This is a genomic window from Rhizobium favelukesii, assembly GCF_000577275.2.
Classification (GTDB): domain Bacteria; phylum Pseudomonadota; class Alphaproteobacteria; order Rhizobiales; family Rhizobiaceae; genus Rhizobium; species Rhizobium favelukesii.
Map to the genome: position 1 here is coordinate 1,279,334 of NZ_HG916855.1, position 14,685 is coordinate 1,294,018.

The window sequence follows — 14,685 nt, forward strand, 5'->3', positions numbered from 1 at the left end:
ATCACTCGTCCATTTCCGAGGCTCCGCCCCGCGACCCCTTGTCGACGCCCTCACATTGGAGCCGTTCCAGATGGCTTCCGATCGAGCCTGGGTTGACGAAATGAACTGCCTTGTGGCCACAGGCAAACCCCTCGCTGATAAATGACATCGACGATTTGTACGCTTCGTCCGGGCTGTTGAAGAAGGCGCAGACGTGCCGCGAGCGAGTCAATTCGCACCCACCAAACCGAATGTGCGCAGGAGGCCTGTTCATCCGCGTCTGCCTTTCTCGACAGCCCGCCACCCACGCAACGCGCTCGATGACTTTCTTTCAACACGCACGCGGTCAGCATTTAGGAGGTTGAAGGAGAGTTCCAATTATCCAATGGTGTCGGTGACGCAGTATTCGGACCTGGCGTTCTTTCGCCCATTGACCGACACGACGCCTTCCTAAAATAGGGGAGCTGCCGCGTTTTGCCATCGTCATCTCACCGGATCGGCCGCAATAAGGTGAGACCTCGACGGATGCCGCCCGTGTTCGACGCCGGGCCTGTTTCAAATCAAAGCTTTAGGGAGACGCGTCCGAATGCGATGGCATCTCGGCTCGACGTCGCGTTTCGCACGACGGGTTGGTTCGTCCGGAAGAACGGAGATTGGCGACAGCTCCATCATCACGGATCGGTCGAAGATCCGACGGTCGGAGCATTTCGCCCCCCCGCAGGCCGCATGCACAGAGCGGCAGAGACTGTCGTCGACCGACATCTCTATTCATTTCGAGGATCACTGGGGTGGCTCGTGGCCTTGAACGCCGCATCTGCGGCCGCCCCAAAGCCTCCAATACCAAGGTATTGGCAATACCAACGTGCAACTGCATTGCCTGCCGATAGTCGACATAATCCCTCGCGCAGCCCGTTTTGACTGCGGAACCGATTGGAAGGAGACGACAGTGAAGATTCTGATGGTGTTCACCTCGCATGACATACTCGGCAATACCGGGCGCAAGACCGGCTTCTGGCTCGAGGAGGGCACTGCGCCCTACTATGTCTTTCGCGATGCCGGCGTCGATCTGACATTGGCCTCGCCCAAGGGCGGCCAACCGCCAGTCGATCCGAAGAGCGACCTGCCCGAAAACCAGACGGCCGCCATGGCCCGGTTCAAGCAGGATCCGGCGGCCCAGAAGGTTTTTGCGACCACGGCGAAACTAAAGGACATGCGCTCTGAGAATTTCGACGCCGTCTTCTATCCGGGCGGTCACGGGCCGATGTGGGACCTAGTCGACAACCTGGATTCAATCTCCTTGATCGAATCCTTCTACAATTCCGGAAAGCCGGTCGCGGCGGTCTGCCACGCACCTGGGGTGCTGCATCGGGTGACCTACAAGGGCGCGCCGATCGTGAAGGGCAAGCGCGTTACGGGATTTGCCAACACCGAAGAAGAAGAGGTTCAACTCACTAAGGTTGTGCCGTTCCTGGTCGAAGATGAACTGAAGCGGCTCGGAGGACTGTACGAGAAAGCATCCAACTGGGAGAGCTTCGCCATCACGGACGGACGACTGATCACAGGACAGAACCCGGCATCGTCGACCGCCGGGGCTCAGGCCCTGGTCAAACTCCTTTCCAGCATGCAGACCTCGGCCGGCTCGACCGCGGCGTAGATCGAGCCGGTTGCGTGAATGCCTGGTCTACTTTGTGGTCGCAGGACACTCCCGTCTTGCGACCGCGGACCACGACTTCCTGTCGCGAAATCTACCGCCCTGATCGGTGCCGCTGTGTTTGACGGGCAGCCTGCTACGTCTGCACTTCGCCGACCGTCTAGATGGTGAATACGTTCCGCGAGATTCTAGACTGGGAAGCCTTCAGAGCCTGAAGTCCGGTTGCTTCCGGTCGAGCGTACGCTTGATCGCCTCAAGGTGAAGACGAGCCGATTCCGGATCGCCCTCGCGCATCTGCCGATACGTTGCTTGCGCAATCTCCGGCGCGACGGGATTGACGGCGCGTCCAGTCGAAAGCGCGAGCGTCTGTACCTCGCAGGCTCGCTCGAGGTAATAGAGATCGTCCCAAGCTTCGGCAATGGTCGGGCCGCAGACCATCACGCCGTGGTGCTTCATAAATATGATGTCGGCGTTGCCGATCGCCGAGGCAATGCGGTCGCCTTCGCCTTCATCGAGCGCAAGCCCGTTGTAAGTGCGGTCGACCGCAGTCCGGCCGTAGAATTTCAACGCGGTCTGTCCCGCGAAAATGAGTGGATCGCCCTCCGTCATCGAGAGCGCTGTCGCATAAGGCATATGCGTATGGAACGCAGCCTTCGCGCGAGGGATGTTCTTGTGGATGCGCGCATGGATATAAAAGGCGGTCGCTTCCGGCGTTCCGGATCCCGAGATCACGTTTCCATGGAAGTCGCAGACCAGCAGCATCGAGGCGGTCAGTTCGCTAAAGGCGAAGCCATAAGGGTTGACGATGAAAAGGTCGTCGTAACCGGGAACGATGGCAGAGAAGTGGTTGCAGATGCCTTCTTCCATGCCGTAGGTCGCAGCCATGCGGAAGCAGGCGGCAAGATCGACACGTGCCTGCCAGATCTCGTTAGTCTCCAGGTTCGGCTGGTTCGGGCCGCCGGGGCGGTTATTCGGTGAAGCGATCAGTGAATGCGCCATGGCAAAATTCCGTTTTGTAGAAGTCAATGAAAGGTTTCACACATCGCAGCCCATCAACTCGCCTGAAGCCGCCGGCGAATGATCCCTGCGTGGAAGTCTGCCCCAAAGAGAAGACCGGCATCGTTGAAGTCGTAGATAGGATTGTGGAGGGGCGGCGAATCCTTGCCGTTGCCAAGGAACACGAAGCAACCGGGCACATGCGCGAGAAATTGCGCGAAGTCCTCCGAACCAGTCATGGGATTGCCCGCAATGGCGACATTTGCGGTGCCATAGAGATCGCGCGCTACGGTCAACGCCTCCTCCGTCAGCGCCGGGTCATTCATCAGCGGCACGAACTCGCGAGTATAAACGAGCTCGGCCTTGACATTGTAGGTGAATGCCGTGCCCTCGGCGATCAGGCGCATCTGTCTTTCGATCGTCTCGCTGATCTGCGTGCGAAAGCTGCGGGCATCGCCGAGGATTCGCGCCATTCCTGGCAACGCATTTCTCGTCCCGTCGGTGATCAGTTCGGTGACGGATACGACGCCGATGTCGGCCGGGTCCAGCCGGCGTGAAACGATGGTCTGCAAGTTGGTCACGAGCGCGCAGGCCGCGACAAGCACTTCGTTGCCCCAATGCGGCCGCGCGGCATGACCGCCAACGCCCGTGAGCGTGATCTCGAAATTGTCCTCGGCCGACATCATCGCTTCCGGGCGCGTATGCAACGTGCCGACCTCCAGCCCAGGCATATTATGAACCCCGTAGATCTCGTCGCACGGGAACCTGTCGAAGAGGCCGTCAGCGATCATCGCCAAAGCTCCTTTTCCCCATTCCTCCGCCGGCTGGAAGATGAACCGAACGATGCCGTCGAACCCGCCTTCCTCAGCCAGGATCTTCGCTGCCCCGAGCAACATCGCGGTGTGGCCGTCATGGCCGCACGCATGCATGACGCCCTGGGTCTGAGAGCGATAGATCAGGTTTGCCTGTTCATTGATGCGCAGCGCATCCATATCGGCACGAAGCGCGATCGCGCGGTTCCCGGTGCCGCGCTTCAGGGTGCCGACAACGCCAGTGCCACCGACGCCTTCAACAACGTCATCAAGGCCGAATTCCCGAAGCTTGCTGGCGACGAACTTCGACGTTCGCTGCTCTTCGAAGCCGAACTCAGGGTGAGCATGGAAATCACGTCTCCAGGCCATCATTTCCCGATGGAGCAAATCCCGATCGATCACCATGTTACCTCCGCGCAAGTTCACCGACGACGTCCAGAAGAACGTTCGCGCCGGCGATCAGATGTTCATCGTTGGTCCGTTCCTTCGGGTTGTGGCTGATGCCAGCGACACTTGGAACGAAGATCATGGCCGCGGGCGCGATCCTTGCGATCATCTGGGCGTCGTGGCCAGCGCCGGAAGTCATCCGCCTGCTTGTCAGGCCACGATCCTTTGCGGCCTTCTCGATCTTCGCAACGATGCGCTGATCGAACCGGACCGGCTCGAACCGGGCCAGCCTCTCGACAGACACTTCGACGTGCTCCTCTTGCGATATCGCATCGAGAAATTCGGCAAGCGCCGCTTCGGCCTGTCTGAGCCGCTCCTCGTCCGGGTCGCGAAGATCCACGGTAAGCGTTGCACGAGACGGAATGACGTTGATGGCGTTCGGTTCGAAACTGATGCAGCCGACAGTCGCCACCGTCGGCGAATTCGAGTTCTTCGCCCGCTCACGCAGAAAGGTAATGATCCGGGCCGCGGCATAACCTGCATCCCGGCGCATGGAGATCGGCGTTGTTCCAGCATGGTTGGCGTCGCCTTCGACCGTCACCTTCTGCCACGAGATGCCCTGTACATTCTCCACAGCTCCGATCGTAATGCTTTCACGCTCCAGAACTGGCCCTTGCTCGATATGAAGCTCGATATAAGCGTGCGGTGACAGAAATCCTGGTTCATGTGGTCCTGCATATCCGATGCGACCAAGCTCTCCTCCAAGCATCGTCCCGTCGGCTCCAACGGTGGCGAGGGCCGTCTCCGTGGGAAGGCCCCCGGCGTAGACCAGCGATCCCATCATATCGGGCGCATAGCGCACGCCTTCCTCGTTCGTGAAGGCGGCGACGACGATCGGCCGGGAAGGAGCAAAGCCGTCTTCCTTCAGTGTCTGGATCACCTCAAGCGCAGACAGCACTCCGTAGCAGCCGTCATAGATGCCGGCATCGATGACGGTATCGATATGAGAGCCCAACATCAGCGGCTTTGCGTCGGTGATGCCGCAGCCCTCCAAATTCCAAAGATGTTTCCGATGCGATCGACCGCGACTTCCAGCCCCGCATCCGCAATCCAGGCGACAAACTGGTCCCGTCCGAGCTTCTCCGCGTTAGAAGCTGCAAGCCGCGACAGCCGGCCGTCCGCCTCCCGTGCGATGTCGCCGAGCGTTCTGATGCGCCCGAGCAGGCGCGCGCTATCTATCGAGTGGCTGCTCATGCATGATCTCCAGCCGCGTTCCTGGCTGCGACGTCAGATGGAGCAACGCCCACGATTTCTTCGTACTTGCCAGGGTCGGTCGCGCCTTCGGTGTTGACGAGGAAGATGCGGGAATGTCGATCAAGCGACAGCGCGGCCTTGATGGAGGGATCGGCCACTGCCTTCATCAGACCGGCAAGCCCGACGCCACCGCTTTCGCCCGCCACGATCGCCGGGTCGCCGCAGACGGGATTGGCGAGACGGTTCATCACGTCGACCGCGTCTGCCTCGTCCACAGTCATGAAGCCATCCGCGACGCGGGACAGAACACGCCACGCGACAAGCGAAGGCTCGTAGCATTCAAGCATCGCCATGATGGTCGGCATGCCGTGGGCGACCGCGACGGGAGTTCCGGCGCGTGCCGTCTCCAAAAGGCAGGCGGCACGTTCTGGATCGACGACGGTAAAGATCGGTCGCGCGTTGCCGAACTTAATCGCCAGATGGCCGGCGACGGTTGCAGCAATCCCACCGACGCCGGACTGGATGAAGACGTGTGTCGGAACCTCAGGCATTTGCCTGAGCGCCTCACTGACGAGGGCGGTGTAACCCTGCATGACCAGTCCGGGGATACGTTCATAGCCCGGCCATGACGTGTCCGACACGATCGTCCAGCCGTTTGCCTCCGCCATCCGGGCGGCCTCCTTCACGCAATCGTCGTATGTTGCCTGGACACGGACAATCTCGGCGCCGAAGCGGGAGATGGCGGCAACGCGTTCGTCGCTGACGCCCGAGTGCACAAAAATGGCAGCGCGGGCGCCGACCAGTTCAGCCCCCTGGGCAACCGAGCGGCCATGGTTGCCGTCGGTCGCGCATGCGACCGTCATCGTCGAAGCAACGGCCCGAACCTCGGGGGACTGAAAGTCGGCCATGCCAAACGGGCGACCGAACCTTCGTTCGGCTTCCTCGAGAACGAGGCGGATGACGGCATATGCTCCGCCGAGCGCCTTGAAGCTTCCAAGGTCAAGCCGGTGGCCCTCGTCCTTGATATGTATGGAGGCGACGCCAAGTTCGGCGGCAAGCCCGGGGAGGGACCGGAGCGGCGTTTCGAAATGATTGTCCCGAAACGAGAGATGATGCTCCACCTGCCGGGCGGCAGCGGGTCCGAGCATCGAGACATCCCTTTGATCGAGCGCCTGGCAATAGTGGTCAGTCGTGTTCGAAAGAAACATTTTGTCTGCCTGTCTGGTGGGCCCGACGCGAATCTATTGCAAGGGCGACGAAAAAAGCGCTGATATTCGGGGAAGTTTTTGCAATTTTGTTTCATCGGAGAGCTTGTGTGAACAACCGACTGCAGGCGTCTCGTCTGGACGAGTTCGATCGGAAGATCCTGGCTGTCTTGCAAAGGGACAACACGACGCCGCTCAGGACCATCGGCGACGCGGTCAACCTGTCGGCACCCGCCGTCCAGAGACGGATCAAGCGAATGCGGGAAGAAGGGGTCATCAAGGCCGACGTTGCAATCGTTGATCCGGACGCCGTCGGGCAGTCCATAACCATCTTCGTGGAAGTCGAGGTCATCAGCGAGACCGCGCAGCAGATCGAGCACGCGAAGAAGGAGTTCGCAGCCTCTCAGGAGATCCAGCAGTGCTACTATGTCACCGGAGAGGCTGATTTCGTCCTGGTCATCGTCGTTCCCACGATGGCCGACTACGAGGCTCTGACGCGACGGCTCTTCTTCGGCAACAACAACGTCAAGCGTTTCCGCACGTTCGTTGCCATGGATCGGGTGAAGGTCGGCTTGGCGATCGATATCAACCGTCGATCAGGCGCCGCTTAAGTTTGCGATCATCCTTAGGGGCGAGCCTGCCACGCGCTTCGCCGGCGGCGCCGACCCGTGCGGGTCTGGTGATGGCGCCTGTTGCGACGAGCCCGACGCTCTTTGCCCTCACAATCTTACTGTGCAGCGCGCAGTGGTCCGAGCGTGACGTCCGTCGTGTCGTTCTCGCGCATGATGTTGATGAAGTTGTCGTGGAAATGCCGGGTGTGCGCGTGGGCGAGTTCGTCGGCGAGATCCACGTTCCTGTCGCGGATCGCTTCCAGCATCTGGCTGTGCTCGTCGGTCAGAAGATATCCCTCGTGAGTCCGTTCAAGATATTCGAAGTGGAGGTGCAGCATCCGCTGTCCCTGGGACAGAAGCTTCTCGTAGAAGGAGGCCAGATATTGGTTCTTGCCGGCGTGGGGCGCGGTTGCTTATACGCTCTCGGGCGTGATGATCTCGAACGGCACCACGCGCTGCAGTATCGTGTCTCCGCGGTTTTCCAGTGCAGTCACCATCGTTGCGATCAACTCCTCGGAAATCTTGTCCAACGGATGACATAAGGCTGCCGTGATCAGACCCTCGGTCAACCCCTTGCGCGTCTCGGGGCCGATGTCGCGACATATGACGCGCACCCGGCTGCGCCTTACATCGTCGCATTCGCGTAGCGCCTTCAAAACGCCAGAGATTCCGCCGCCGACGATGTATATCCCTCGCAAGTCGTCCGAATGTGCGAGCAGCTCGCGAACCATCTGATAGGCTTGGTGGGATTCCTCGTGTGTCGGTCGGCTGTCGTCGATTTGGAGATCAGGCGCGTGCTCGCGCATGTAGGAACGGAAACTCGCATCGCATATGTCCTGGCACTGGTATCGATGGTTCCCAATGAAGACGGCTATCCGGCCGGCGTCGGGGATCGTCTGGGCCAAAAACCATGCCGCAGTCCTCCCCAACTTCCAATTGTCCGTTCCAACGTAGCCCGCCCGATCAGGCGCCGATTGATCCGTGATATAGGTCACCACCGGCTTGCCACTGGTGCGCAGTGAGTGGATCGTCTGTCCTATAAGGGGGTGATCTCCGGCGATAATGGCAACGGCATCACACCGCTCGCCGAGCGCAGCGAGCCGATTTGCAATATTCTGGGGTTCGAGGACGTCGACGAATTCGACTATGGGCTCAACCTTGTCATTGACCCGTCGCGATGCCGCTTCGATGATCTTCGATCCGAAAAGTCGATAAAGATCCCGGCTCGACTGCTGGAGCAGAAAACCGAATCTGTAACTTGGAAGGGCGTGGCGCAAGCGATCCTCAATCACGCCGAGACCATAGAAGCCAATTTGCTCGGCCGCGCGTTCGACCTTCTCGATCGTCCGCGGGCGCACGGACGCCGAGCCCGCCAAAATCCGATTGACGGTAGCAACGCTGACGTTCGCTGTGCGAGCGAGATCGGCAATCGTGGGACGTGTCTTCATGAGATTTTCCGCATCAATTTGCATTGATATAGAAGATACAAAATATCTATTCCAATGCAATGGTTGTTTCGAATAAACATTCTATTTGCTAACTCTTCTCTCGCGTTGCCGGGATCGCTCAGGGAGATGTTATCCCGCGTGCAACTTGGGAGGAAGTTCTATGCAGTTTTCAAAAGCCGTCCTGAAAGGGGCGCTGTCCCTTGCAGCCGTCGTGGCGCTCGGCGCATCCACCGTGCTGGCCGCCAATATCGCAGTTGTCGGCGGCAAGACAGACGACGAGTTCTGGAGCCGGATCAAGAAGGGCGTGGATGATGCTCGTCTGGTTGTCGAAAAGAATGGTGGCTCGGTCAGCTATCTTCAGCTTCAAACCTATGACAATCTTGGTCCGGACGCCGCCCAGCTCGTTCGCACCGCGATGAGCCAGGGCGTCACGGGTATCGTTGTGCCGGACTGGGTTCCGGAAGCTGAGGACGAGGCGATCAAGGCTGCGGTCCAGGCGGGGATCAAAGTCATTCTCATGAATGCCGGCAACATCGAAAAGGCGCGTGAACTGGGCGCGATCAACTATGTTGGCTCCGATGAGTACGTGGCAGGCAAGGCAGGCGGTGAATATCTCGGATCGAAAGGCGCAAAAAATGTCATTTGTGTCAACACGGTTCCAGGTGCTGCCAATCAGGAAGCCCGCTGTAAAGGCGTGATCGACGGTATTGCGGCGAAAGGCGGACAGGGCAAGCAGCTTCCCCTTCCTGCGACGAGCTTCGGGGATCAGACCGCAATTGCGGAGGCGGTGAAGGCCACGCTTCTCCAGGACGACAGCATTGACGGTATCATAAATGTCAGCGCAACAGATGCCGATGCAGCCGCAAGCGGGATCAACCAGGCAGGAAAGGTCGGCAAGGTATCGCACGGTACCTTCGATCTCAACGCTTCGGGGTTGGCCCGCATCAAGGATGGCGCGCAGACCTTCGCCATCGATCAGCAGCCGTATCTGCAGTCGATCCTCAGTGTGACGCTGCTGGCGTCGCATCTCGACTATGGAACGAACCTTCCGACTGCGCCGGTCCTGACCGGCCCAGGCATCGTCGACGCATCCAACATCGATGCAACCATGGCCGGCGTCAAAAGCGGCGCCCGATAGTCGGTTCTCGTCAAGCCCGACCCGCAGGACCGCTGCGGGTCGAAGACGAACAGCACTTCGGTTCGAAGCCTTGTAAGGATTTTGCACATGAACACTCTGTCAGTAGGCAACCTCTTGCGGCGCCCCGAGGCGGGCGCGTTCCTCGGGCTCGTCGGGGTGCTTGCGTTCTTCATCATCTTTGGAAGCACCAAGTTTCTCGAACCGGCCGGAGCAGCAAGCTGGCTGAACGTCGCCGCCAACCTCGGCATCGTCGCCCTGCCGATCGGCCTGTTGATGATCGCCGGTGACCTCGACATTTCAATCGGTGCCATGATCCCCGCAGGATCGATGACCATCGCAATCATCTCCGGCTTCTACGGTCTCCCGATCTGGGTTGGTATGCTCGGCTCCATCGGCATAGGGCTCATAGTGGGGCTCGTGAATGACTATCTGGTCGTCAGAACCGCGGTTCCCTCACTCATTGTCACGCTCGGCACACTGTTTGCGGTCCAGGGCCTGATGCTCGGCGTATCGGTTCTCGTCACAGGAACCACCAGCGTGCCGCTAACAGCGGATCCCTGGGCGAAGTTCCTCTTCGGTCAGTTCCTGTTAGGCTCCTTCCAGGTGATCATCATCTGGTGGATTGCAATCACCGCCCTCTTCGTCTTCTTCATCCATCTGTCTCCCTATGGGAACTGGATCTTCGCGATGGGCGGAGACAGGGTCAGCGCCCGTAATGCAGGCATTCCGACAGCTGGGCTGACCATCATCCTGTTCGTTCTTTCCTCCACGAGCGCGTCGTTCGTCGGCATGTGCCAGGCGATCCTGTTCAACTCGGCCCAGGTCTCGGGAGGCATGACGTTCATTTTCAACGCCATCATCTCGGTCGTCGTCGGCGGTGTGCTTCTGACCGGAGGCTTCGGATCCGTGATCGGCATCTTCTTCGGCACGATCACCTTCGCGGTCGTCAATCAGGGCATCTACTTCACCACCTTCGACCGCAACTGGTCGAGCCTGATCATCGGCGTGATGCTTCTGATTGCCGTGCTCATGAACAACACGTTCCGTCACATGGCGCTGACCTACTCGCCGAAGAAGAAGTGAGGACAGGATATGAAAACGCCAATTCTCGAGCTTGAGAACGTCAATAAATCCTTCGGTCCGATCGACGTCCTGCACAACATCACGCTGAAGGTTCATCCAGGCGAAGTCTTATGTCTGCTTGGCGACAACGGTGCAGGCAAGTCCACGCTCATCAAGACCTTCGCCGGCGTTTACAAGCCGACGAGCGGCACGGTGAAGTTCGAAGGAAGGGCCCTGACCTTCAACAATCCGCGCGAAGCCGCCGATATGGGCATCGCGACTGTCCACCAGTTCGGCGGTACCTTCCCGTTGATGAGCATCGGCCGTTCATTCTTCGTCGGCCGGGAACCGACCAAGGGCTTCGGCCCCTTCAAGATCTACGATCGCAAGAAGGCCAACGAGATCGCGGTAAAGGCCGTGCGGGAGTTCGGCATCACGCGCATCGACGACGGAGACCGCCTGATTGGCGGGTTGTCCGGCGGTGAACGACAATCGCTGGCGATCGCACGCGCTGTCCATTTCGGGGCGAGAGTGCTCATTCTCGACGAGCCGACGGCGGCGCTCGGCGTCAAGGAGGCCGCGCACGTTCTGCGCATCGTGCTCGAGGCGCGGCGTCGCGGCCTGGCAGTGATCTTCATCACCCACAACGTCATCCATGCGATGACCGTCGGCGACCACTTCGCCGTCCTGATCAAGGGCGAGAAAGCAGCCGATTTCCGCAAGGGCGAGAAGACCCGAGAGGAGATCACCGACCTCATGGCTGGCGGCGAGGCGATGGCCGAACTTGAAGCCGAGATCGAAGCTCACTCGTCCGCCAATAGCGGACAACCAATAGCGGTCTGACCCTCCGCGGAACGGACACAACAAGACAACGACATCGGCTCACCCGCCCTCGCGGGTGGGGCTGGCAAGTGTAACCATCTTACGGGTGAACAGTCATGAAAATCGCGCTCGACCCCTTTATGCATCGCCACCTTTCGCTCGAGCAGCTCCCCTCGAAAGTCGCCGAACTCGGCTATGAGTGGATCGAGCTCAGCCCTCGGGCCGACTTTCTCGAGTGGTTCAAGGCGCCGCGGGTGTTCCCGTCCAGGATAAAGTCCTTCAAGAAGGCGCTCGTTGACGCCAACGTCGGCATCGCGTCGCTCCTGCCGATGTATCGTTGGGCGTCCAATGACGAGACTGAGCGGCAGGCAGCCGTCCGGCACTGGAAACGCGCCATCGAGATCGCCGTCGAACTCGGCGTCGACACGATGAACTCCGAATTCGGTCGGGGACCGCATCCCGACAAGGGCTCCTGCTACTGCTGCCACACGGGATCGATGATCGAGGCATGCGAGGACGCCTGGTGGCGGTCGATGGAGGAACTCGTTCCGATCTTCGAACGCGAAGGCATCAACCTTAATGTCGAGCCGCATCCGGAAGACTGGTGCGAGACGCTGCAGCCGGCGCTTGACATCATCCGGACGGTCAACTCCAAGAACGTCAAGTTCCTCTATTGCGCGCCGCATACGTTCTACTTCGGCGACGACACCAAGGCGATGCTGCGCGAGGCGAAAGACGTTCTCGCCCACGTCCATGTCGGCGATACCTTCAACCACAAGGCATCATCGGGTCTCCGTTACATCCTGAATCCTCCCGGCACCAATGCCCGCGTTCACCAGCATCTCAACATCGGCCAGGGTGAGGTCCCGTGGGACGACTTTTTCGGAACGCTCGCCGAGATCGGCTTCGACGGCATCATGACGTCCTGCGTGTTCGCCTGGGAAGACAAGGCTGACCAGTCCGGCAAGTTCATGTGCACCGAAATGCAGCGTTACGTCGACACGTACGCAGCGAAGTGACGCCTCAGCGACCCTGCGGCGCGCAAGGCGCGCGGCTTCCTGGAAGGACGGAAAATGATCAACGGAGAAAGACTGATAGAGCGCCCACTGCGTTGGGGCATGGTTGGCGGCGGCCGGACCGGCCAGGTCGGCTACAAGCACAGGACCGGCGCCCAACGCGACGGTACCTATCGCCTCGTGTGCGGTGCATTCGATCTCGACGCCGAACGCGGGTGCGACTTCGGCAAGAAGATCGGCGTTACTGCCGACCGGTGCTATGCCGACTACAAGGAACTGATCGCAAGGGAGGCCGCTCGCGAGGACGGCGTCGAGGTCGTGTCCATCGCGACGCCGAACTTCACGCATTACGAGATCACCAAGGCATGCCTTGAGGCCGGCCTGCACGTCATCTGCGAGAAGCCTCTCTTCTTCACGGTCGAGGAATGTGACGAGGTTGCCCGGCTCGCCGATGAGAAGGGCCTGATCGTCGGCGTCACCTATGGCTTCACCGGTCACCCGCTGGTTCACCAGATGGCAGCGATGGTGAAGAAGGGGATGCTCGGCGATATCCGGATCGTCGACCTTCAGTACACGCATGGCTTCAATTCCGGGGACGACGTGGGCGCGGGCGACGCCTTGAAGTGGCGCACCAACCCGAAGACAGCGGGTCCCACCTTCGTCCTTGGCGATATCGGAACGCATCTCTACTACCTCTCCGAAATCGTACTCCCGCATCTGAAGATCGAGAAGCTGCTTTGCGACCGCAAGGCGTTCATTCCGACCCGCGCGCCGCTTGAAGACCATGCGACCGTTCTGATGCATTACGATAACGGTGCCCGCGGCCGCCTCTGGGTGTCCTCGGTCAACGCCGGCAACATGGGCTCGCAGCGTTATCGCTTTGTCGGTTCCAAGGCGTCGATTGAATGGTCCGACGCCCATCCCGACCAGTTGATCTACGAGGTCCAGGGCGAGCCGAACCGGATCATGCACCATGGCATGCCATACCTTGAAGAGGAGAGCCTCGCCGTCGACCGGATGGGAGCGCTTCACACCGAAGGTTTGGGCGATAGCTGGTCCAACATCTATCTCTGGATCGCCCAGGCCATCGATGCAAAGCGGCGTGATGACGAGGCCTTCCTGAAGACCCATCACTACCCCGACATCAACGCCGGCACCGAGGGTGTCCGCTGGCTCGAAAACTGCGTCCGCTCGGCTGACGCAGGCGCAGCCTGGGTCGACTTTAAATAACTTGCAATTGGGCGCGCGCGGTTTTCCTCCAACCTACTCCCAAGAGCGCGTCCCCGACACTTCTCGAACAGGAAACCATGCCATGAAACTATCGATCTGCACCGACGTAATGGGCGATCTCCCTTTCACTGAAATGCTCGACAAGTGCGTTAAGCTCGGCGTCGAAGGCATTGAAATGACAGGCGGCGGCTGGTCGCGCGCGCCTCATTTTTGCGCCGACGAGCTGCTGGAGGACAAGGGACTGCTCAAGTCCAAGCTCAAGGAGATCGAGGCCCGCGGCCTTGAGATCGCCGCTCTAAACTGCTCGGCCAATCCCCTCGATCCCGGCGACATGGGCAAGCGTCATCGCAAGGAGATGGAGCAGACCCTCCGCCTGGCCGGTGAAATTGGCGTGAAGACGATCGTCACGATGTCGGGGCTCCCCGAGGCTGCCCCTGGTGACACGGTCCCCAATTGGCTGGTCTACACCAAGAGCTGGCCGGACGAGATGCCGGAGCGCGACCGGTACCAGTGGGAGGACCGCGCCTTTCCGCTTTGGCACGACCTCGTAAAGCTCGCAAAGGAAGTCGGGGTCGAAAAGTATGCGCTCGAGAATTTCTCGGCGATGCTGGTATGGAACCCCGAGACGCTGTTCCGTCTTCGCAACGAGGTCGGGCCAACCGTCGGGATGAACCTCGATCCGTCGCATCTCATGTGGATGGGAGCGGACCCGATCGCTTCTGCACGGGGTCTCGGCTCCGCGATACATCATTGCCACGGCAAGGATACGCGCATCGAGCGCGGCCTGGCGGACGTCAACGGCCTGCTGGAACTGAAGGAAGTCACGGACGTCGCCAAACGCACATGGAACTACGTGGCCGTCGGCGCTGGCCACGACCTGCAATGGTGGAAGGAATTCTTCTCCGTCGTGCGCATGGTCGGATACAACGGCTGGGTCAGCCTCGAGATGGAAGACTTCACCATGTCGACGGAGGCAGGCATCCAGTCCTCGATCGACGCATTGCAGGCAACGATCAGCCGCTGATGAACTGGCGCTGGCGAGAACACGCCAGCGCCTCACTTTTTCCAATCGCT

13 protein-coding genes and 3 pseudogenes are annotated in these 14,685 nt (G+C 60.0%); 9 read left to right on the plus strand and 7 right to left on the minus strand.

Annotated features, from left to right (window positions below):
• Position 1: 1 nt before the first annotated feature.
• Positions 2-253, minus strand: coding sequence for an MEDS domain-containing protein (locus tag LPU83_RS75520; RefSeq protein ID WP_024315944.1), 252 nt, complete (start codon positions 251-253; stop codon positions 2-4).
• A gap of 329 nt (positions 254-582) precedes the next feature.
• Here LPU83_RS75520 and LPU83_RS69530 point away from each other — a divergent pair.
• A pseudogene (locus LPU83_RS69530) lies at positions 583-672 on the plus strand (nuclear transport factor 2 family protein); the annotation flags it as partial.
• A 253-nt stretch (positions 673-925) separates the two neighbouring features.
• Complete coding sequence (locus LPU83_RS69535; protein WP_024315945.1) at positions 926-1,633, plus strand: type 1 glutamine amidotransferase domain-containing protein; 708 nt, start codon at positions 926-928, stop codon at positions 1,631-1,633.
• A 201-nt stretch (positions 1,634-1,834) separates the two neighbouring features.
• On the opposite strand, the gene LPU83_RS69540 is transcribed toward LPU83_RS69535, so the two are convergent.
• The 4 genes and pseudogenes from LPU83_RS69540 to LPU83_RS69555 all read right to left on the minus strand — a co-directional run bounded on the left by LPU83_RS69540 (position 1,835) and on the right by LPU83_RS69555 (position 6,287).
• Entirely contained in the window at positions 1,835-2,629 is a 795-nt protein-coding gene (locus tag LPU83_RS69540; protein WP_024315946.1) for an aldolase, read from the minus strand.
• A gap of 53 nt (positions 2,630-2,682) precedes the next feature.
• Entirely contained in the window at positions 2,683-3,843 is a 1,161-nt protein-coding gene (locus LPU83_RS69545; protein WP_024315947.1) for a M20 aminoacylase family protein, read from the minus strand.
• A gap of 1 nt (position 3,844) precedes the next feature.
• Positions 3,845-5,079: pseudogene (locus LPU83_RS69550) on the minus strand (hydantoinase/carbamoylase family amidase).
• Positions 5,076-6,287: a diaminopropionate ammonia-lyase gene (locus LPU83_RS69555; protein WP_024315948.1), complete on the minus strand. Its 1,212-nt coding sequence runs from the start codon at positions 6,285-6,287 to the stop codon at positions 5,076-5,078. The pseudogene LPU83_RS69550 and the gene LPU83_RS69555 overlap by 4 nt, the downstream one beginning before the upstream one ends.
• Before the next feature lie 107 nt (positions 6,288-6,394).
• Here LPU83_RS69555 and LPU83_RS69560 point away from each other — a divergent pair, with 107 nt between their 5' ends.
• Positions 6,395-6,895 carry an Lrp/AsnC family transcriptional regulator gene (locus LPU83_RS69560; protein WP_024315949.1) on the plus strand — a complete coding sequence of 167 codons (501 nt, stop codon included), beginning with the start codon at positions 6,395-6,397 and terminating at the stop codon, positions 6,893-6,895.
• A 116-nt stretch (positions 6,896-7,011) separates the two neighbouring features.
• Here the strand turns inward: LPU83_RS69560 and LPU83_RS69565 are convergent.
• Positions 7,012-7,296 (minus strand): annotated as a pseudogene (locus tag LPU83_RS69565) (FCD domain-containing protein); the annotation flags it as partial.
• A gap of 12 nt (positions 7,297-7,308) precedes the next feature.
• Positions 7,309-8,343, minus strand: coding sequence for a LacI family DNA-binding transcriptional regulator (locus LPU83_RS69570; protein ID WP_024315951.1), 1,035 nt, complete (start codon positions 8,341-8,343; stop codon positions 7,309-7,311).
• Positions 8,344-8,503: 160 nt separating this feature from the next.
• Here LPU83_RS69570 and LPU83_RS69575 point away from each other — a divergent pair, with 160 nt between their 5' ends.
• From LPU83_RS69575 to LPU83_RS69600, 6 genes are all read left to right on the plus strand, one after another.
• A complete protein-coding gene (locus LPU83_RS69575) occupies positions 8,504-9,481 on the plus strand; it encodes a substrate-binding domain-containing protein (RefSeq protein WP_024315952.1) in 978 nt (325 codons plus the stop codon).
• Positions 9,482-9,568: 87 nt separating this feature from the next.
• Positions 9,569-10,564 carry an ABC transporter permease gene (locus LPU83_RS69580; protein WP_024315953.1) on the plus strand — a complete coding sequence of 332 codons (996 nt, stop codon included), beginning with the start codon at positions 9,569-9,571 and terminating at the stop codon, positions 10,562-10,564.
• A gap of 9 nt (positions 10,565-10,573) precedes the next feature.
• Positions 10,574-11,386 (plus strand): ATP-binding cassette domain-containing protein, encoded by an 813-nt coding sequence (locus tag LPU83_RS69585; RefSeq protein ID WP_024315954.1) that lies wholly within the window; start codon positions 10,574-10,576, stop codon positions 11,384-11,386.
• A 95-nt stretch (positions 11,387-11,481) separates the two neighbouring features.
• Positions 11,482-12,384: a sugar phosphate isomerase/epimerase family protein gene (locus LPU83_RS69590; RefSeq protein WP_024315955.1), complete on the plus strand. Its 903-nt coding sequence runs from the start codon at positions 11,482-11,484 to the stop codon at positions 12,382-12,384.
• Positions 12,385-12,438: 54 nt separating this feature from the next.
• Entirely contained in the window at positions 12,439-13,611 is a 1,173-nt protein-coding gene (locus LPU83_RS69595; RefSeq protein ID WP_024315956.1) for a Gfo/Idh/MocA family protein, read from the plus strand.
• 82 nt (positions 13,612-13,693) lie between these two features.
• The gene (locus LPU83_RS69600) at positions 13,694-14,635 is read left to right on the plus strand and encodes a sugar phosphate isomerase/epimerase family protein (RefSeq protein WP_024315957.1); all 942 of its coding nucleotides are present in this window, start codon (positions 13,694-13,696) and stop codon (positions 14,633-14,635) included.
• Positions 14,636-14,685: the final 50 nt, after the last annotated feature.